Genomic DNA, 19,648 nt, shown 5'->3' on the forward strand with positions numbered 1-19,648 from the left:
CAAACGTTGTCGAACCGAAGCGTGTCGCAACGTGCGTTTTATTCGCTCAGAAGAGCGGCGACGCCTGGTAATTCGCGACCTTCCAGCCACTCCAGGAACGCGCCGCCTGCTGTCGATACGTAGGTGAAATTCTTACCCACACCTGCAGCGTTCAATGCTGCGACGGTGTCGCCGCCGCCTGCAACGGAAACCAGGGCGCCAGCCTTCGTTAGGGCCGCGGCGGCTCTAGCAAGTGCGAACGTTCCTTCGCCGAAGGGTTCGATTTCAAAGGCGCCCAGGGGGCCATTCCATAACAACGTCTGGCAGCTGCCGAGGACGTGAGTCAGGTGGGCAACCGATTTTGGGCCAACGTCGAGGATCATGGCGTCGGCTGGTACGGCGTCGATCGGGACCGTGTTGCATTCCGCCTGCACCTTGAATTCTCGCGCCACTACGGCGTCATCGGGCAGAAGAATCTCGCAGCCACTCTCCGCTGCAGCGGCCATGATCTGACGGGCTGTGTCGTGAAAATCTGGCTCCGCAAGGGATTTGCCGACTTCCACGCCCTTGGCCTGAAGGAACGTGTTGGCCATACCGCCACCGATGATCAGCTTGTCCACCTTTGCAACGAGGTGCGTGAGGATCGGTATCTTGGTCGAGACCTTTGCGCCTCCAACAACGGCTACCGTCGGTCGCTTCGGTTCTTCGAGCGCGGCTCGCAGCGCGTTGATTTCCTCAAGCATCAGAGGCCCTGCGTAGGAGGGCAGCAAATGCGTAATTGCTTCCGTCGATGCGTGAGCACGATGTGAGGTGGAAAATGCTTCGCCAACAAAGATATCTGCGTTTCGCGCCAGCTCTTGGGCGAATGCGGGATCGTTGGCTTCTTCCCCTGGGTGGAACCGCAGATTCTCAAAAAGCGCGATATCGCCAGGCGCAAGGTGTTCAACGGCATCGCGCGCCTCCGGGCCAATACAGTCTGCAGCGAAACGGATGGGTTTCTGCAGGACCTCTCCCATTCGCCCGGCTACGGGCACGAGGGAGAACTCTTTCAGAGGCTTACCTTTCGGGCGGCCGAAGTGGGAGATGACGATAACCTTGGCGCCGCGCGACGCGAGGTCGAGCAAACAGGGGGCGATGCGGACAATACGAGTTGCGTCGGTGACAACGCCATCGCGCAAGGGCACGTTGAGATCTACGCGCACCATGACGCGCTTCCCGTCGACGTCGAGGCCTTCGGTTGTTCTCAGTTTTGAAAAGTCCATTTTCCCGCCCTGCGCATATTTTTCTGAGGCGCTTGCCGGGATCCCGCACAAGCGCCTCTCGTTTGTTTATTTGACGAGTTCAGTGGCAATGCCGGCGATATGGTCCGCGGTCAGGCCAAATTGCTTGTAGAGCTCACCGGCCGGCGCGGATGCGCCGAAATCTTTGAGGCCAACGAAACGGTCGCCAGGGCGCAGCCACTCGTACCAGCTCTGAGCAATTGCAGCTTCGATGGCGATGCGCGGTGCAGCGCCTAAGGTCTCCTCCCGGTATGCGTCATCCTGAGCCCGGAAAAGTTCCATCGATGGCATAGATACGACGGCCGCTTTGATGCCGCGTTCTGCCAGCTGCTTGGCTGCACTGCGTGCGAGGTCGACTTCTGTACCCGTGGCGATGAGAGTGATGTCACGTGCTCCCTCGGCCTCATTGAGAACGTAGGCACCCTTCGCGCAACGGTTTACGCTGCTTGCATCGGTTCGCAGACGCGGCACGCCCTGACGCGAAAGAGCAAGGATCGTTGGAGTTTTCGTGGCGCCGATGGCGAGTTCCCAACATTCGGCGGTCTCGACGCCATCTGCCGGCCTCATAACGTGCAAATTGGGAATCGCACGCAGCGCCGAAAGGTGCTCAACAGGCTGGTGAGTCGGCCCGTCTTCGCCAAGACCAATGGAATCGTGCGTCATGACGTAAATGACGCGTTGATGCATCAGCGCGGACAGGCGGATTGAAGGACGGCAATAATCCGTAAACACCAGGAAGGTGGCGCCGTAAGGGATGATGCTTCCCGACAGAGCCAATCCGTTCATTGCGGCAGCCATGCCGTGTTCGCGGACGCCGTAGTGAATGTAGTTCGCGGAAAAGTCGTCGGGCGTCACAGATTTATGGTGAGACGTTCGTGTGCCGTTAGACCCCGTCAGATCGGCGGAGCCGCCGATAAGTTCGGGAAGTGCAGGGACGAGATGTTCCAGCGTCAGCTGCGACCAGACGCGCGTTGCCTTCTGGCTTTCGTCCGCCGCGAACTGTGTTTTGGCGGCGGTCACGGCAGCTGCGAGGGCTTTCGCGCGCGGCTCGGCGACTGGCTTGGCGAACAGAGCCTGAACATCAGAGGATGCTGAGGCTACTCGCTTGTCCCACGCTTCAACTTCGCCCTTGTGAGCGGCCCCAAGTGCCCGCCAAGCGTTGAGGACGTCCTCGGGCACTTCGAAGGGCTGATACGGCCAGCCGAGCTTTTCTCGGGTCGCAGTGATTTCGTCGGGACCCAGCGGTTCACCATGGGCCTTGGCGGTGCCAGCCCGTGCTGGCGAGCCGTATCCGATGACGGTGCGGCAGGCGATGAGCCACGGTTTGGAACTGTCCGCACGCGCCGCGGCGAGCGCCTTGCTGATCGCCTCGGGATCATGGCCGTCGATCCGCATCGTATTCCAGCCGCTCGCCGCGAACCGGGCAACTTGATCGTCAGAAACAGCTAGGCTCGTTGACCCATCGATCGATATGCCGTTGTCGTCAAAGAGCACAATTAGTTTGCCGAGACGCAGATGGCCCGCGAGCGAGATCGCTTCCTGCGAAATGCCTTCCATGAGGCAGCCATCACCAGCGATACAATAGATGTGGTGATTGATGAGATCGTTACCTGCGCGCGCGTTGAGCAAGCGCTCAGATAAGGCCATGCCGACAGCATTAGCGATGCCCTGCCCCAACGGGCCGGTCGTCGTTTCGATGCCTGCGGCGTGACCATATTCAGGGTGACCGGCGGTATTGGAGCCCCATTGGCGGAAATTCTTGATTTCCTCGATGGTCATACCCGGATAGCCGGTGAGGTAGAGCAGGGAATAAAGCAGCATCGAACCGTGACCGGCCGATAGAACGAAACGGTCGCGGTTTGGCCAATCCGGAGCGTTCGCGGAAAAGCGCAAAACGTCCCTGTAAAGAACGGTGGCAACATCGGCCATTCCCATCGGCATGCCGGGGTGGCCGGACTTTGCGGCCTGTACGGCATCCATCGACAAGGCCCGAATGGCATTGGCCATGTCGGCATGGCTGACCGCTTCGGTGGCGCCCGTGCGGGTCTGCGCCTCGTTCATTTGCTCTCCCTTCCAGGTCTCTCAGGTCTCGTATCGGCGACCTTTAGCGAGGTCGCGGGCGGGCGTCTATGCCGTTGCAATCAGACTTTGTGCCCGGCAATGCAATATTAGCGGCTGCGGCGACAGTGGCCGCATACGGGTTTCACCCATACTCTCAATGAATGAGTTCGTGTCTTTGCGTGCCGGTTTACACCGGCGCGCGTGCCGACTTAACCACGCGATCAATCGCCTGCAAGTCTTTCATGAGAGCTTCGAAGTCGCACAACGGGACCATGTTGGGACCGTCCGACGGCGCGTGGTCTGGATCTGGATGCGTTTCAATAAAGAGACCCGCGACGCCGACAGCTACTGCTGCGCGAGCCAAAACCGGCACGTATCGCCGGTCTCCGCCCGACGATGCGCCTTGGCCACCAGGCTGCTGTACAGAGTGTGTCGCGTCGAAAATTACAGGGCATCCGGTCTCGGCCATGATCGGCAGGGCTCTCATATCGCTTACGAGAGTGTTGTAGCCGAAAGATGCGCCACGTTCCGTCAGAAGGACGTTGGCGTTGCCGGACCCAACGACTTTGTCGACCGCATTCTTCATATCCCAAGGAGCAAGGAACTGCCCCTTCTTGATCTTGATGATCCGGCCCGTCTTGGCGGCGGCAATCAACAGGTCCGTCTGGCGGCATAAAAAGGCCGGGATCTGCAAAACGTCGATGACTTCGGCAACCACGGCGCACTGCTCGGGTTCATGTACGTCTGTCACAACGGGAAGACCCAAGGTTTCTCGGATCTCTGCGAAGACGGGGAGCGCAGCTGCGAGCCCCATGCCCCGTTTGCCACTCAACGACGTACGATTAGCCTTGTCGAACGACGACTTGTAGATCAGGCCGATGCCAAGCCGCTCGGCGATCTCTTTTAGCGCGGAAGCACATTCCAGCGCGTGTTCACGGCTTTCCATCTGACACGGGCCAGCAAATACGGCAATCGGAGCTGCGTTGGCTAGCGTGACGCCCGCAATCGAGACGGAGCTATTAGGACGGGGTGGGTGCATGGACATGGCGGACTTATAGCGCCCGTGTCGCGCCATGACGAGAGCGTTAATCGCTCCGCAGCTGTTCCCCACATCGCAATTTCGTGCGAACGCCACGGACTATGTTGCACAAATCCCACTGAATACTTTCGTCGCAGGCTGGCGTCCAAGTGGATTTTATTAAAAAGCGCAAGGAACCCTTTGAAAACGGGGCCTTGCAACTTCTTACGGCTTCGCAATTCGCGCGCATGAGCCTCTGATAAATCTAGCCATTTTGTCGCACTTCGCACGCTTCGTCTCGTTGCTGCCGCATTTCGGTTCGACCTGCCCGCCGCGCCTCGATGAGTGGGGGACAAAAATAGAACACGCCCATCGAGCGCCAACGGGAACAAAATCGGAGTGATTGTAGCAATGTGTAAACTGAGCGGGCTGTCGCGCCTGGGCGCGATCCTTTTTGCCCTAACTTGTTTTGCTTTTGTCGAGGCTTCTACTGTTACGGCGCAGGCCTCCTGCCTGCCGAGCGGCCTCAAAGCAAAGCTCAGCCAAATCCGTGCGAAGTTCGGCCCCGTACGTATCGTTTCAACCCATCGGCCGGGCGCCCGAATCGCCGGTTCCGGTAAGCGCAGCTATCACGCGTCCTGCCGTGCGGTAGACTTCCACCCGCCCAAGGGTAAGCACAGTCAAGTCGTTGCTTGGCTAAAGGCCAACCATGGTGGCGGTGTCGGAACGTATAGCTGCGGAATGCACCACATCCATATCGACAATGGACCGCGTGTGCGTTTCCACCATTGTGTGAATGCCAAAGGTACGCCCATCGGCAAGGGTCGCAGTTACGCTTCGAAAAAGCGTTCAGGCAATAAGAAGTACGCTTCTTACAAAGGTAAGAAGAAGAGCTCAGGTGCGCGTTACGCCAAGAAGGGTACCACGCGTCCGAGCATCGGCTATGCCGCGCCGAAGCGTTCAAACTTCAAGATTACCGCTTATGCTCACTGACATCTGGCGACTCAACCTCTGTTGAGCCGGCTAAAAAAATACGGGCGGGGGACTTCCCTCGCCCGTACGCATTTTCAGATCGCTCTAACTCGAGAAAGATCAAACAAGCCGGCTTTGCTCGAGCGCTGCGTGGATAAAGCTCTTGAACAACGGATGCGGTTCAAAGGGGCGTGATTTCAGCTCTGGGTGGAACTGGACGCCAATGAACCATGGGTGGCCCTTGAACTCGACGATTTCCGGTAGGAGCCCGTCGGGCGAGACCCCGGAAAATATGAGACCGGCGTTTTCAAGCAATTCCCGGTAGCGCATGTTGACTTCGTAGCGGTGACGGTGACGTTCCGAAATCTTGGTCGAACCGTAGATTTCTGCGACGGCACTGCCAGGCTTTAGCTCAGCAGCGTAGGCGCCGAGGCGCATCGTTCCGCCAAGATCATCCCTGCCGGTGCGTTGTTCCATTTCGTTACCGCGCATCCATTCCGTCATAAGGCCGACAACGGGTTCGTCGGTCGGTCCGAATTCAGTGGATGAGGCATTCGTAAGGCCAGCTGAACGAGCCACTTCGACGGTGGCCATCTGCATACCGAAGCAGATTCCGAAGTAGGGAACCCCTCGGCTGCGCGCAAAGCGCGCTGCGAGCATCTTACCTTCCGAGCCGCGCTCACCGAAGCCGCCAGGAACAAGGATGCCGTTTACGCCTTCAAGGTAAGGCGCAGGGTCCTCGCGTTCGAAGACTTCCGATTCGATCCATTCCAGCTTTACCCGCACCCGGTTGGCGATGGCGCCGTGAATAAGCGCCTCGTTCAATGATTTGTAGGCGTCTTTGAGTCCCGTGTACTTGCCGACGATGGCAATCGTCACTTCGCCCTCAGGGGTCGCAATGGCTTCTGAGATCGTCTGCCAGCGGCTCAAATCTGGTTCTTTGGCATCCGTGATACCGAAAGCGGCAAGGACCTGTTTGTCCAACCCCTCACGATGGTAAGCCAGAGGAACGTCATAGATCGAAGCTACGTCCAAAGCCTGGATTACAGCATCCTCGCGGACATTGCAGAACAGCGCGATCTTCTTGCGTTCCGACAGCGGGATGTGCGTGTTGGCCCGGCACATCAGGATGTCTGGCTGAATACCGATGCCGCGAAGCTCTTTGACGGAGTGCTGCGTCGGCTTAGTCTTCAACTCGCCGGCCGATGGGATGAACGGCAGAAGCGTCAGATGGATGAAGATCGACGCGCCGCGCGGCAAATCGTTACCCAACTGACGGATAGCTTCGAAGAATGGCAGACCTTCGATGTCGCCGACCGTTCCGCCGATTTCAACCAAGACGAAATCAACGCCTTCATTGCCCTTCAGCACGAATTCTTTGATGGCATCGGTGACATGCGGGATTACCTGGACGGTAGCGCCCAAGTACTCGCCGCGGCGCTCCTTGGCCAGAATGTCCTGATAGATACGTCCGGTTGTCACGTTGTCGGCTTTGGACGCCGGCACTCCGGTAAAGCGTTCGTAGTGACCGAGGTCGAGGTCCGTTTCGGCACCATCATCGGTAACGAACACTTCGCCGTGTTGATACGGGCTCATCGTGCCCGGATCGACGTTCAGGTAAGGGTCAAGCTTGCGCAGGCGCACGGAATATCCGCGAGCCTGGAGCAGAGCTCCCAGCGCGGCTGATGCGAGGCCTTTGCCGAGTGAGGAGACCACGCCGCCGGTAATGAAAATGTACCGTTGCATGGGCTTTGGGTTTCGCATGGATCGGCCATGATTCGTAGCGGCATTATCGCCACATCCACGAGACTTGGTAGGTCGGGGTGCAACCGGATGACAACTTTACGTCGCCCAAGACCAGCCGCGATGACCTCTGGTAAGAACAGAGGCCATATTTCCGCCTACCGCGAAAAATCAGCTTTTAGCGCGTGCCAGGAACGGTCGGCAGCGGCGCACGTCCGCGTTCCAGATCATCAAGCAGTCCGCCTCCACCGCCATCGGTGGGCGCTGACGGGGCCGATTTCTCTGTGCCGGCTTTCGTATCCGTCGCCGCAGGTTGGCCCGCGTTATCGAATACCGAGCCCCGCGGGCCGCCGGAATTGGCAAGCAATGTCAGAACAATGCTGGTCGCAAAGAAGCACATTGCCAAAACGGCGGTCGTTCGGGTGAGCAGGTTTGCCGTGCCGCGTCCGGTCAGGAAGCCGCCTCCGCCTCCGCCTCCTCCACCCATACCAAGTGCCCCGCCTTCCGAACGCTGCATAAGCACAACGACGATCAGCGCGACGGCGATCATGATGTGGACGACAAGGATGACGGTTATCATAAGGTTGCAGATCCCAATTCAAGGCGCTGTCGGTCGGGCAGCAGGTTGCTGGATGGGCGGCTTCTACACCAGCCGCACTCATGCCGCCACCCCCTGCGATTAATTGGACGGTCCAGCCGAACTCTTAGTCCTCAGCGGGTCGCCCGCTCCGGTAGCGGTGGCCCTGGGGGTGCAGGTTGCGGCTTTGCACGTGCCATCGTCACGGGCTTTCTCTCCGGCAGCATGGGGTTCTTGGCAAATTCCGCCAAGCGTTCTGCCCAACGTTTTGCCTCGAGAGCCTCCTGACGTGCCCGCTCCTCTTCGGCTTTCACCGCTGCAGAAGCAAAAACTTCTGGGCAGCGAAACTTCAATTGTTCGTCTAGGTGGATATAGCGCATGATTTGCTGCAGCCGGTTCGCTGGCAGGTTGGACCGCGCCCACTCCGGCCCTTTTTGCATATCCGCATCGACTCCCGTCGCCACGAGTGTTGTACGCTCGGTCTCATAGGCACGGCATTGGGCGACATCGGCTTCAAGATCTCCAGCCGTTGCGGCTGTGCTTAAAAGCACGAAAAATACGGGAGTTATCCTGCTGAGACGCATGGTGCCTCTACTCTGATCGCCGCCTGCCAAGGACTTATTATGGGGGTTCTCGCTGCCCCCTGCAACGAAGGCCGTTCGCATTACCTTAGGTGCCAGAGGCCGACGTTACGCACTGAATTGCAAAGAAAGTGTGGGAGGCGGAAGCTGGTTACCTGCCTACGGTTTGGGTTGAACCCTATTACCGATTGCCATGCGATATACATGCGCTCTTTGCCAGAGGATTAATTTTCAGAGGCGGCCAGTTGCTTGAACACCTGAAAGCTTGGGCAAAAGCGGTCAAGCGTGACGTGATCGCTCTTTGGATCGCGGCTCGCGACCGACGCACACCTTGTCTCGCGAAACTTCTGGCTGCGCTGGTTGCGGGCTATGCCCTTTCTCCAATCGACCTGATCCCCGATTTTATCCCGGTCCTGGGATACCTCGATGACGTCGTAATTCTTCCGCTTGGCATCGTCGCCGCAGTATCATTGATCCCCGCGGCTCTGATGGCTGAATTTCGCGTCGAGGCAGAGAAAATCTCTGCTCGACCGAAAAACCGAATTGCCGTTGCGGTGATTATCGCTACCTGGATCGGGACGACCATTTTGGCGGGCTGGCTCGTTTCCCGGTATCTCGCGGCATAACCCTCGCCAGCCAATTACTTGCAGTAGGCTTCCAGGATTTGGATCAAATCCACGGCTTTAAGGCTGGCGCCGCCGACCAAAGCTCCATTTACGTTTGCGACGCTCATCAATTCGGCGGCGTTCGAGCCCTTTACGGAGCCTCCATACAGGATCCGCATGCGGATCCCCGCGACATCGAAGCGTTTCTGTAAGGCCTCGCGGATCATCGCGTGCACTTCGGCGACATCGTCGGCTGTCGGCGTCAGTCCCGTGCCGATTGCCCAGACCGGCTCATAAGCAACGATTGTATTTTCCGCCGTCACTGCGTCGGGAATGGAGCCTTCCAACTGACGGGCAACGACTGGAAGCGTTAGCCCAGCCCCGCGCTGACCTGCGGTTTCGCCGACACAGACGATGGCCGTCAATCCGGCACGGTGGGCAGCTTCTACTTTGGCGCGAACACCATTGTCGGTTTCCGCGTGGTCGGAACGGCGTTCAGAGTGGCCGAGAATGACAGCACTGGCCCCTGCATCGGCCAACATTTCAGCGGAGATGTCGCCGGTGTGGGCGCCTGATGCCAGGGGATGACAGTCCTGCCCGCCAATCAAAACCTTACCGTTGGAGCACAATTCGGCCATGACCATCGTCAATGTGGCTGGAGGGCAGATCATCGTATCCGCCTTCAAAGTGTTACCCGCGCTATCGATCCAATCCGATATCGCAATCACTTCAGCCAGAGCGGCCTTGGTCCCGTTCATTTTCCAGTTTCCCGCCACAAGCGGCTGGATGGCGGGGAGAGGGGAACCGGCGTCCGTCATTCGTTAATCCTTGTTTTGCGCAGTGATGGCAGGCGTAGGAATGATCTAAGTGCCAAAAAACGCCCATTTCGCAAAGCGCCATATCGCACGCACCCTTGCTTTCGCGGACAGCCTGCGCTTGATATCACCCACGAAATGCTCAGGTTGCGCGGATTGGGATGATCGCGCATAGGGCCGTCGCTGGCGCGGTTCAGCGTCAGGCAATATCTAGAAGTCAGCGAACACAGCGGAAAATTACGCGCAATGCTCGAATCACTCAAACGCTGGGCCTCCGGTTGGGTCGCCTTTTTCATGATGTCTCTTTTGATCCTCAGCTTCGCGATCTGGGGCATCGCCGATTACATTACCGGCGTAGACCGCTCTGCTTTGGCAACCGTCGGCAGTGACGAGATTTCCGCGGACCAATTCCAGCAGGCCTTCCAGAACGAGTTGAACGCGATTTCCCAGCAAGCCGGTCAGCGCATCAGCTATGAGCAGGCGCGCGCCGTCGGTCTTGACCAACGGGTCCTCTCGCAGCTCGTTGGGTCGGCCGCCGTCGCAGAACATGCGCGCTCACTCAATCTGGCGCTCTCGCAAGAGGCCATTGTCGAAGGCCTGATGCGGGACCCTGCGTTCGAAGGTCCCGATGGAAAGTTTTCGCGGACGGCCTTGAATGCGGCTCTTCGCGAGCTTGGTCTTAGCGAAGCGCAGCTGCTTCAACGGCGTCGCCGCGATGAACTCCAGCAGCAACTAACCACGGCGCTGCTGCGCAGCACGGTTGTGCCGAGCCCGATGATCGACCTGCTTCACCAGCGGCGCGAAGAGAAGCGGGCGATTGAACACTTCACCATAGTAGCGGAAAAGGCCGTCATCATCCCTGAGCCGACGGAAGAGCAGCTGAAAGAAACGTATGATCAGAACAAATCGCGTTTTATGACAGCGCCCACCCGACATCTGTCCGTTCTGATGTTGTCCGTCGATGGTATTAAGAAGCAGGCGGATATTACAGACGAACAGCTGAAGGAGAGCTACGAGCAGACGAAAGCCAGCTACGACAAGCCCGAAAAACGGCAGGTCCAGCAAATCTCTTTCAAGGATAAGGCTGCTGCGGAAGCGGCTAAAGCTGAAATAGCTGGCGGCAAAGACTTTCTTGAGGTTGCGAAGGCCAACGGCGCCGATGCCAGCGATGTTGACCTTGGCCTGTTGGAACGCGGCCAGCTGATTGATTCCAAGATCGCAGAGGCGGCCTTCTCCCTGGAGAAGGACCAAGTGTCCGACGTCATCGAAGGGACGTTTGCGACTGTGCTCCTTCGGGTTACGGAAATTCAGCCGGGAGAGCAGAGCACGTTCGAGGGCTCGAAAGATCAAGTGCGCAATCATCTCGCCGAGACCTGGGCCCGCAATCAACTGCAAACGCTCTACTATAAGGTCGACGACGGTCGCGCAGCCGGCAAGCCTCTGAAGGAAATCGCGTCGGAGATGCAGCTGCCGTTTTATGACATCGAGTCTGTCACGCGCGATAACACAACGCCCGATGGCAAGCGTGCGCTTGATGTTGCAGACGCTTCCGCGATCATCACTGAAGGATTCCGCGGTGAGGTGGGCATCGAGTCCGATCCAGTTCGTTTGCAAGATGGCGGTTACGCGTGGGTCGACGTTCTTGATCAAACGCCGTCGACTCAGCGCCCGTTCGAAGAGGTGCAAGACGACGTCAAGAAACTCTGGTCCGACACCCAGCGCCGTCAGAAACTGTCGGCCCTTGCCAAGACTTTGACCGATCGGGTCAAGGGCGGTGAAGACATGGCCAAGGTCGCCGAAGAGGTTGGCGGAAGCGTTGTGATGGCTCCCCCAACAACACGTGCACGTCTTCCCGATGGTCTCACACAGGCAGCTATGGGACAGGCGTTCGTGCTCCCGCAGGGCGGCGTCGGCAATGCAGAAACATCTGACGGAAAGTCACGCACCGTGTTTCGCGTCGCGGAAATTACGGCGGCCGGCCCGGCGACGGAGGCCCAACGCAAAGCTCTGCAGACCGAGCTGCAACAGCAGCTTCGCGCGGACCAGATCGCTGAGTATGTGGGCGCCCTGCGTAACCGTTATGGGGTGAAAATCAACGAATCGGCCTTCCGGCGTATTACCGGCGCAGATACGGACGATCCGTCGGGGAGGGCATTTTGAGCACATTTGAGCGGCGTAGCGGGGCACCAGAAGCCTTACCGTCGCTGGCGGCCTTTAGCGAGCGTTTCGATAACGGCACGGCACAGGTCGTTTATACGCGCCTTGTCGCGGACCTCGAGACCCCGGTCTCCGCTTATCTCAAGCTCGCGGGTAAACCCGGCACGATCGGGTTTCTCCTTGAATCGGTGGAAGGCGGCGCTCAGCGCGGACGGTATTCGATCATCGGGTTGGAACCCGATCTGATCTGGCGCGCGCATGGAGATGCGGCGGAAATCAATCGCACGGCGCAAACAGATATCGAGACGTTTACGCCTGAAGATAAGCCGACGCTGGAAGCTCTGCGTTCGCTTCTGGCTGAAAGCTCGATCTCACTCCCAGACGAACTCCCTCCCATGGCTGCCGGGGTGTTCGGCTACATGGGATACGATACCGTCCGTTTGATCGAACGGCTTCCCGATGAACCGCAGGATGATCTGGGCGTGCCCGATGCCCTGTTCGTTCGTCCGACAATCATGGTGATCTTCGACAACGTGCGGGACGAGATGACCCTCGTTACTCCAGTACGTCCAGAGGGTCGCGATAATGCGGCTGCGGCGTACAAAGCAGCATGTTCACGGCTTGAGAAGGTCGTGTCAGCGTTGGAAGCGCCCCTCGCTCACGAAACGGCATCAATCGAGCGGGAGCTAGCCGCACCGGACCCTGTCTCCAACACTTCTTCTGCTGAATACCTCGATATGGTAGCCCGGGCGAAGGAATACATCGTCGCCGGCGATATCTTCCAGGTTGTTCTGTCTCAGAGATTTTCGGCACCATTTGATCTGCCGTCGTTCGCTCTCTATCGCGTATTGCGGCGGCTCAATCCGTCTCCGTTTCTCTTTCACCTCGACTTCGGTGACTTTTCGCTCGTCGGGTCTTCGCCAGAAATCCTGGTGCGCGTGCGCGATGGCGAAGTTACGATTCGTCCCATTGCCGGAACACGACGTCGCGGCGAAACCTCCACCGAGGACGCCCATCTTGAGGCAGATCTTCTGGCCGACCCAAAGGAGCGGGCAGAACACCTCATGTTGCTCGATCTAGGCCGGAACGATGTCGGACGAGTTGCAGAAGTCGGCACCGTCAACGTCACCGCTCAGTTTGTTATCGAGCGTTACAGTCATGTGATGCACATCGTCTCGAACGTTGTCGGACGTTTGGACAGCAAGACCCATGATGCTGTTGACGCGTTGATGGCCGGTTTTCCAGCGGGCACCGTGTCGGGCGCGCCCAAAGTTCGCGCGATGGAGATCATCGACGAATTGGAGAAATCCAAGCGCGGTCCTTATGCCGGTTGCGTGGGCTACTTCTCCGCGGACGGAAACATGGACACGTGCATCGTGTTGCGAACGGCGTTGGTAAAGGACGGTATGCTGCACGTTCAAGCCGGCGCCGGCATCGTGCACGACTCCGTCCCTGAAAGTGAACAGCAGGAATGCGTGAACAAGGCCAAAGCTATCGTGCGTGCAGCAGAAGTCGCCGTGCGATTTGCGTCCGGGACGGCACGCTCAGCGCCGGAAGCCTCCAGCAGCAATGGCGGATTGTTCGGGTGATCGGCACATGCTGACGTTATCCTTGTTGCGCCATGCAAAATCGAGTTGGGATGAGCCTGATCTACCCGATCACGAGCGGACGCTCTCAAAGCGGGGCACAAAGGCGGCGACGGAGATCGGACGCTACATTGAGCGCAATGAGGGCCGTCCTGAACTCATCTTGTCGTCAGATTCGGTACGGACCCGCGCAACTGTGTCCCTGGTTCTGGCAGAACTCTCCGGCAATCCGCCCGAAGTCGTGTTCGACGAGGGTCTTTATCTCGCCTTACCCGCGATGATTTTGGAACGGCTGCGCAAGGTAAAGGGCGGGCAAAAGCACGTCATGGTCGTCGGGCATAACCCCGGGTTGCATGCGCTTGCATTGTCCTTGACCGGAAGCGGGGATCGCAAGGCGATTCAGAAAATGGCGATGAAATTTCCAACTGCCGGGCTTGCCGTAATCACCTTCGATGCCGACGATTGGAATGCCATAAAACCGGCTGCCGGCACACTGAAGGACTTCATTATCCCTCGCGAGCTGGCTTGACGCGCTAGGGCCCGCTTTCTACAGCTTTGAGCTGGACTTTTGGAGTGCCGCCAAAGATGCTGCTGCTCATCGATAACTACGACAGTTTTACCTATAACCTCGTGCATTTTCTGGGTGAACTTGGCGCGGAAAGCACCGTGCGCCGGAACGACCAGATTAGCGTCGATGAGGCGTTGAAGCTCAAGCCGCAGGCGATTGTTCTCTCGCCTGGGCCTTGCACGCCCAACGAAGCCGGGGTTTGCCTCGACCTCATCGAAAAGGCGGCGGGGAGAATCCCACTGCTCGGCGTATGCCTAGGTCACCAGTCGATAGGTCAAGCCTATGGCGGCAAGGTGGTGCGTGCGCCCATTCCGATGCACGGCAAGTTATCGACGATCCGTAGGCGTGATACCGGCATCTTCAAAGGACTGCCGGAAACCTTCGAGGTCACTCGCTATCATTCGCTGATTGTCGAACGGGAGAGCCTGCCGGACTGCCTCGAGATCACAGCTGAGACTGATGACGGCATCATCATGGGACTTCAGCACCGCGAGCATCCTGTGCACGGCGTTCAGTTTCACCCTGAGAGCATCGCGTCAGAGAAAGGGCACGATCTGCTGGCGAATTTCCTCGAACTCGCAGGCTTCACGCCCAATCGGCGTGACACGGTCACGCCGCGGCCGCGCGCCGCCTAACCAACCGGGAATGCGATGGGGCAAGTAGACATAGCTGCGGCGCGTGGAGACGGTATCAAGACCGTTCTCGACAAAGTGGCTAGCGGCACGACCTTTAGCGAGGACGAAATCAGAACAGCGCTCGAGCTGTTGATGACAAGTGCCGCTAGCGATGTGCACCGCGCCGCTTTCCTGATGGGGCTGCGCGTGCGCGGTGAAACCATCGCAGAGATCACCGGCGCTGCACGCCTGCTGCGCGCGCGCATGCATGCGGTGTCCGCGCCGCCAGGCACCATCGATATCGTGGGGACGGGCGGCGACGGTCATGGGACTTATAACGTGTCGACATGCGCCGCGCTCGTTGCTGCCGGTGCCGGCGCTACAGTCGCCAAGCACGGCAATCGCTCGGTATCTTCGCGCTCCGGAGCCTCGGACGTTCTCAGTGCGCTTGGCGTCAAGATCGACATTGATGCCGATAAGGTCGCGGACGCTATTCGACAAGCGGGCATCGGCTTCATGTGGGCGCCCATGCATCATCCGGCGATGAAGACGTGGGCGCCGGCTCGCGCGGAACTCAAAGTACGGACATTGTTCAACGTGCTCGGTCCGATTGCGAATCCGGCGAACGTCAAACGACAGGTCGTTGGCGTGTACGATGTGCGGTGGGTGGAACCTATCGCAGATGCCTTGAAGGGCTTGGGGTCGGAGCACGCATGGGTCGTGCATGGATCTGATGGGCTCGATGAATTGACGACCACTGGCCCGTCAACCGTGGCAGAGGTCAAAGATGGGGCCGTTTCTGTGTTTGAAATTTCCCCCGAGCAGGCGGGGCTTGAACGCACATCACTTTCGTCCCTGCAAGGGGGGGATGCGCAAGAGAACGCCGCGGCGATCCGTGCGGTGCTCGATGGTGCGGCCGGACCCTTCCGGGATATCGTGTTGTTGAACACGGCCGCTGCCCTGGTGGTTGCAGACAAGGCGGCCAATCTCATTGACGGCGTTGAGATTGCGTCGCGCGCAATCGATAGCGGTGCGGCGCGTGCCGTGCTTGATAAGCTCGTCGCCGTTACCAACGCGGACGCATGACATATGGCTGCTGACATTTTGGAAAAAATCACCGCGTACAAGCGGGAAGAAGTCGCGGCGGCTAAAGCAGAAGCTCCGCTGCAGATCATCGCCGAGTATGCACGTAGCGCCGGACGGCCGCGTGGTTTCGTTGCCGCGATCAACGCGCGCATGGCATCGGGACAGCCCGCGCTTATTGCCGAGATCAAGAAGGCAAGTCCATCAAAGGGGCTTATTCGCGCAGACTTCGATCCCCCCGCGCTTGCCGAAGCCTATGCCGCGGGCGGCGCAACCTGTCTGTCCGTGCTAACCGACGCACCCTCGTTCCAAGGTTCGCCGGACTATCTGAGGGCTGCACGTGCAGCATGCACGCTCCCCGCTCTACGCAAGGACTTCATGATCGACACGTATCAGGTCGTCGAGGCACGAGCATGGGGCGCGGATTGCATCCTCATCATCCTGGCGCAGGTCGACGATGAAACGGCTGCGAAGCTCATCGCCGCCGCGGCGGACTGGGGTATGGACGCGCTCGTTGAAGTGCATGACTCCGCGGAATTGGCGCGCGCCGCATCGCTTGGCGCGACTTTCATTGGAATCAACAATCGCAATCTGCGCACATTCGAGACGACGCTAGAGACCACCGAGCGTCTCGTGCCCGAGGCTCCGGCGGGGGCCACGCTCGTGACGGAAAGCGGCATCTTTACCGCTGCCGATGTCGCACGGATGCAGCGCGTCGGGGTGAACGCTTTTCTGGTGGGCGAAAGCCTTATGCGGCAAGCCGATGTGCGTCGTGCGACCGAGGCTTTGATTGGCAGGACGGAGGCCGCGTGAAAAAGCTTTCCCATCTCAACGAGAAGGGCGAAGCCCGTATGGTCGACGTCTCCGAAAAGGGCGTCACCAGCCGGACGGCCATTGCGGTGGGTTTCGTCGCGATGCAGCCCGAGACGCTGGCACTTGTCGAATCCGGAGAAGCCAAGAAGGGTGACGTTCTCGCGACTGCGCGCATCGCCGGCATCATGGCGGCCAAGCGGACGCACGAGTTGATCCCGCTATGCCATCCGCTCGCGATCACCAAGGCCAGCGTCGAATTTGAAGCGTCTCACGCCCCCGCAGGGATTCGCGTTCGGGCCGAGGTTAAAGTCGCCGGTCAGACAGGCGTTGAGATGGAGGCGCTGACTGCTGTTTCGGTTGCCTGTCTGACGATCTACGACATGCTGAAGGCTGCCGATAAGGGCATGGTATTCAAAGACATCCGACTGATTGAAAAAACGGGCGGACGGTCGGGAACATTCCGCGCAGAAGGACAATAATAATGGCGCCGCTTTCCGTGCCCGAAGCCCTCGCGCGCATTCTCGACGGCGTTCGCGCAACCGAGATGGAAGAGGTTGATCTGTTTGGGGGACGCGGACGCATTCTTGCCAGCACGTTGACCGCGCAATTCTCCCAGCCGCCGTTTGATGCGTCCGCGATGGACGGCTACGCTGTGCGTGATGCAGATGTGGCAACGCTTCCAGCCCGTTTGACGGTGATCGGCGAAGCTGCGGCTGGACATCCCTTCGCCGGCACGGTCGCAGAGGGACAGGCCGTTAGAATTTTCACAGGCGCGCCGGTTCCAGAAGGAGCCGATGCGATCGTCATCCAGGAAAATACCGATCGCGAGGGTGATGTTGTCGTTGTCCGCGAGGGCAAACCGGATCCTGCGCATGTCCGCAAACGCGGAGGTGATTTCACGAAGGGCGATGAACTTCTTCCTGCAGGCCTGAAACTTGCCCCGAGGCATTTGTCGCTGGCCGCAGCCATGGGCTACGGCAAACTCCCGGTGATGCGCCGTCCGGTCGTTGCAATCCTGGCAACGGGCGACGAGTTGGTCGAGCCCGGGACACCGGTTGCGGCAGGACAGATTGTCTGCTCCAACCCATACGGCATTGCGGCGATGGCTGAAGCCGTGGGTGCGGAAGCGCGATTGATCGGCATTGCACGTGACACAGTGGACAGTCTGACTGAAAAGATCGCTACCGCTGAAGGTGCAGACATCCTTGTCACGATCGGCGGAGCGTCCGTCGGCGATCACGACCTCGTCGCCAAAGTTCTCCAAGCGAACGGCATGACGCTCGATTTTTGGAAGATCGCTATGCGGCCAGGCAAGCCGTTGATCTTCGGACGTCGTGGCGCGCAACGCGTGATCGGCGTACCAGGTAATCCTGTGTCGTCCTTGATCTGTACGCGCGTCTTCGTTGTTCCCCTCATCCGCAAACTGCTGGGCCTCGATACTGGAACCGACGCTCTCATGACTGCGCGGCTAACCCACGCAATCGAGAAAAACGGGCCGCGCCAGCACTATATGCGCGCACGTCTCATGACGGGCGAAAATGGTGTCATGGAAGTTCGCGCCGCGGGATCGCAGGACTCATCGCTGTTGGAGCCGCTGTCGGCTGCGAATTGTCTGATCGTGCGCCCGGCCGATGCTGAAGCGCTTCCGGAAGGCGCGTCCGTCAACGTGCTGCGTATTGATTTTTGAGGCCGCCTTCGCTGGCATTTCTCCCGCGACGCAAAACTACAACAGCCAGTGAGCTAATATGATGTAAGCTGTTGATCAGTTGCCTAATTTGAATTGAGTAATACTCAGTCCACGTCTAATCTCCCCACAATTTATGGGGAGGAACCTCAATGCGCGGCAATTTTTTTGTCGGATTGATCGGTGTAGTTTTGGGTGGATGTGCCTCCGCTTCGAGCGAAATTACGGCTCAATACGTTTCGCCAATTCCATATCAGAACTACACATGCGATCAGATTGGCGCGGAAGCTGCCCGAATTTCTCAACGGGCGGCTCAACTCGCCGGTATTCAAGATTCAAAATCCACAAATGATGCTGTCGCAATGGGCGTCGGGCTAGTGCTTTTCTGGCCGTCGTTGTTCTTCATAAAAGGTGATGGTCAGACCGCAGCAGAACTTGGCCGACTAAGGGGTGAGTTCGAAGCTTTGGAGCAGGTATCAATTCAAAAAAACTGTGGCCACAAATTTAGACGCGACATCCAATCTTCACCAACGACGACAAGTTCAGTCACTCCGCCAACGTAAGGCAGTTGTGTCGTCGGTGGCTGCCTATTTCTCAATACCTTCGCTGCGCCCTCTTGTAGAACGTGTCAAGAACGGTTAGTGTCTGTTCATGGTTTGTACAGATTCTGTCCTAAACGCGGCGAGAGAGTTGAGGGATGTTCTCCACGCCCATTCGGGCTTGGTTTTGAGAACGCCTGAAGCTTGCGTCGCCGATGAGAAAGCGGCTAGCGGGGCGCGCTGAAATTATGCTGACACAAAAACAAAAAGAGCTTCTTCTGTTCATTCATGAGCGCATGAGTGAGACGGGTGTTCCGCCGTCGTTCGATGAAATGAAGGACGCGCTCGAACTCAAATCGAAGTCTGGTATCCATCGGCTCATTACGGCATTGGTGGAGCGTGGCTTCATTCGACGGCTTCCTCATCGAGCACGCGCTATCGAGGTCATCAAGCTTCCTGAAGGCTCAGAATCGGGTGGTGTCAAAGTCGGCGGCTTCAGGCCAAGCGTGATCGAAGGCGGAGGCGGCTCCAAGCCAGTCGAGCTCTCAGCGCCGAGCACAACTGTGATCGACTCCCAAACGGTATCCGTGCCGATGATGGGCCGTATTGCGGCGGGCGTTCCGATTAGTGCGATCCAGAACCATACCCATGATATTTCCTGCCCACCCGACCTTCTGGCTAAGGGCGAACATTTCGCGCTGGAAGTCCACGGCGATTCGATGATCGACGCCGGCATCCATGACGGCGATATCGTCATTATCAAGCGGTGCCATACGGCGGAGAACGGCGACATCGTTGTGGCTCTTGTCGATCGGGAAGAGGCGACGCTTAAGCGCTTGCGTAAGAAAGGCTCCACCGTCGCTCTCGAAGCTGCCAATCCGCAATTCAAGACGCGTATTTTTGGTCCCGATCAAGTGGATGTGCAGGGACGGCTTATCGGATTGATCCGACGGTATTGATATGTTGTTTGGCG

The 19,648-nt window shown here is 58.5% G+C and carries 19 protein-coding genes; 12 read left to right on the plus strand and 7 right to left on the minus strand.

Annotation, left to right across the window (positions count from 1 at the left end; translation table 11 throughout):
• Window positions 1-38 precede the first annotated feature (38 nt).
• The 3 genes from K5845_RS08025 to kdsA form a co-directional block, all read right to left on the minus strand.
• Window positions 39-1,241 carry a phosphoglycerate kinase gene (locus tag K5845_RS08025; protein WP_090229241.1) on the minus strand — a complete coding sequence of 401 codons (1,203 nt, stop codon included), beginning with the start codon at window positions 1,239-1,241 and terminating at the stop codon, window positions 39-41.
• A gap of 66 nt (window positions 1,242-1,307) precedes the next feature.
• A complete protein-coding gene (gene tkt / locus K5845_RS08030) occupies window positions 1,308-3,320 on the minus strand; it encodes a transketolase (RefSeq protein WP_287958758.1) in 2,013 nt (670 codons plus the stop codon).
• Window positions 3,321-3,507: 187 nt separating this feature from the next.
• Window positions 3,508-4,365 (minus strand): 3-deoxy-8-phosphooctulonate synthase, encoded by an 858-nt coding sequence (gene kdsA / locus K5845_RS08035; protein WP_197540918.1) that lies wholly within the window; start codon window positions 4,363-4,365, stop codon window positions 3,508-3,510.
• Between the two features lie 384 nt (window positions 4,366-4,749).
• Between kdsA and K5845_RS08040 the strand changes: the two genes are divergently transcribed.
• On the plus strand, window positions 4,750-5,331 hold the full coding sequence (locus tag K5845_RS08040) for a YcbK family protein (RefSeq protein WP_287958759.1): 582 nt from the start codon (window positions 4,750-4,752) through the stop codon (window positions 5,329-5,331).
• A gap of 99 nt (window positions 5,332-5,430) precedes the next feature.
• Here the strand turns inward: K5845_RS08040 and pyrG are convergent, their stop codons facing one another.
• The 3 genes from pyrG to K5845_RS08055 all read right to left on the minus strand — a co-directional run bounded on the left by pyrG (window position 5,431) and on the right by K5845_RS08055 (window position 8,214).
• Window positions 5,431-7,056, minus strand: a complete 1,626-nt coding sequence (gene pyrG / locus K5845_RS08045) for a CTP synthase (RefSeq protein WP_046478731.1) — start codon at window positions 7,054-7,056, stop codon at window positions 5,431-5,433.
• Window positions 7,057-7,231: 175 nt separating this feature from the next.
• Window positions 7,232-7,633, minus strand: a complete 402-nt coding sequence (gene secG / locus K5845_RS08050) for a preprotein translocase subunit SecG (RefSeq protein WP_046478733.1) — start codon at window positions 7,631-7,633, stop codon at window positions 7,232-7,234.
• 131 nt (window positions 7,634-7,764) lie between these two features.
• Complete coding sequence (locus K5845_RS08055; protein WP_090229233.1) at window positions 7,765-8,214, minus strand: hypothetical protein; 450 nt, start codon at window positions 8,212-8,214, stop codon at window positions 7,765-7,767.
• A 242-nt stretch (window positions 8,215-8,456) separates the two neighbouring features.
• On the opposite strand from K5845_RS08055, the gene K5845_RS08060 reads away from it, so the two are divergent.
• Window positions 8,457-8,837 carry a YkvA family protein gene (locus tag K5845_RS08060; RefSeq protein WP_287958760.1) on the plus strand — a complete coding sequence of 127 codons (381 nt, stop codon included), beginning with the start codon at window positions 8,457-8,459 and terminating at the stop codon, window positions 8,835-8,837.
• Between the two features lie 14 nt (window positions 8,838-8,851).
• On the opposite strand, the gene tpiA is transcribed toward K5845_RS08060, so the two are convergent.
• A complete protein-coding gene (tpiA, locus tag K5845_RS08065; protein WP_287958761.1) occupies window positions 8,852-9,634 on the minus strand; it encodes a triose-phosphate isomerase in 783 nt (260 codons plus the stop codon).
• A gap of 243 nt (window positions 9,635-9,877) precedes the next feature.
• Between tpiA and K5845_RS08070 the strand changes: the two genes are divergently transcribed.
• The 10 genes from K5845_RS08070 (at window position 9,878) to lexA (ending at window position 19,634) form a co-directional block, all read left to right on the plus strand.
• Complete coding sequence (locus tag K5845_RS08070; protein ID WP_287958762.1) at window positions 9,878-11,791, plus strand: SurA N-terminal domain-containing protein; 1,914 nt, start codon at window positions 9,878-9,880, stop codon at window positions 11,789-11,791.
• The gene (gene trpE, locus K5845_RS08075) at window positions 11,788-13,377 is read left to right on the plus strand and encodes an anthranilate synthase component I (RefSeq protein WP_090229228.1); all 1,590 of its coding nucleotides are present in this window, start codon (window positions 11,788-11,790) and stop codon (window positions 13,375-13,377) included. The genes K5845_RS08070 and trpE overlap by 4 nt, the downstream gene beginning before the upstream one ends.
• A 7-nt stretch (window positions 13,378-13,384) precedes the next feature.
• Window positions 13,385-13,903: a SixA phosphatase family protein gene (locus K5845_RS08080; protein WP_046480515.1), complete on the plus strand. Its 519-nt coding sequence runs from the start codon at window positions 13,385-13,387 to the stop codon at window positions 13,901-13,903.
• A gap of 56 nt (window positions 13,904-13,959) precedes the next feature.
• Window positions 13,960-14,577: an anthranilate synthase component II gene (locus K5845_RS08085; protein ID WP_090229225.1), complete on the plus strand. Its 618-nt coding sequence runs from the start codon at window positions 13,960-13,962 to the stop codon at window positions 14,575-14,577.
• Window positions 14,578-14,592: 15 nt separating this feature from the next.
• Complete coding sequence (gene trpD, locus K5845_RS08090) at window positions 14,593-15,642, plus strand: anthranilate phosphoribosyltransferase (protein WP_046478745.1); 1,050 nt, start codon at window positions 14,593-14,595, stop codon at window positions 15,640-15,642.
• 3 nt (window positions 15,643-15,645) lie between these two features.
• Window positions 15,646-16,452: an indole-3-glycerol phosphate synthase TrpC gene (trpC, locus tag K5845_RS08095; protein WP_046478747.1), complete on the plus strand. Its 807-nt coding sequence runs from the start codon at window positions 15,646-15,648 to the stop codon at window positions 16,450-16,452.
• Window positions 16,449-16,931: a cyclic pyranopterin monophosphate synthase MoaC gene (moaC, locus tag K5845_RS08100; protein ID WP_090229223.1), complete on the plus strand. Its 483-nt coding sequence runs from the start codon at window positions 16,449-16,451 to the stop codon at window positions 16,929-16,931. Before trpC ends, moaC begins: the two co-directional genes overlap by 4 nt.
• 2 nt (window positions 16,932-16,933) lie before the next feature.
• On the plus strand, window positions 16,934-18,139 hold the full coding sequence (locus tag K5845_RS08105; protein WP_046478752.1) for a molybdopterin molybdotransferase MoeA: 1,206 nt from the start codon (window positions 16,934-16,936) through the stop codon (window positions 18,137-18,139).
• A gap of 149 nt (window positions 18,140-18,288) precedes the next feature.
• Entirely contained in the window at window positions 18,289-18,699 is a 411-nt protein-coding gene (locus K5845_RS08110) for a hypothetical protein (RefSeq protein WP_046478754.1), read from the plus strand.
• Between the two features lie 224 nt (window positions 18,700-18,923).
• Window positions 18,924-19,634, plus strand: a complete 711-nt coding sequence (lexA, locus tag K5845_RS08115) for a transcriptional repressor LexA (RefSeq protein ID WP_046480517.1) — start codon at window positions 18,924-18,926, stop codon at window positions 19,632-19,634.
• Window positions 19,635-19,648 lie beyond the last annotated feature (14 nt).

This window comes from Filomicrobium sp. (assembly GCF_025698805.1).
Classification (GTDB): domain Bacteria; phylum Pseudomonadota; class Alphaproteobacteria; order Rhizobiales; family Hyphomicrobiaceae; genus Filomicrobium; species Filomicrobium insigne.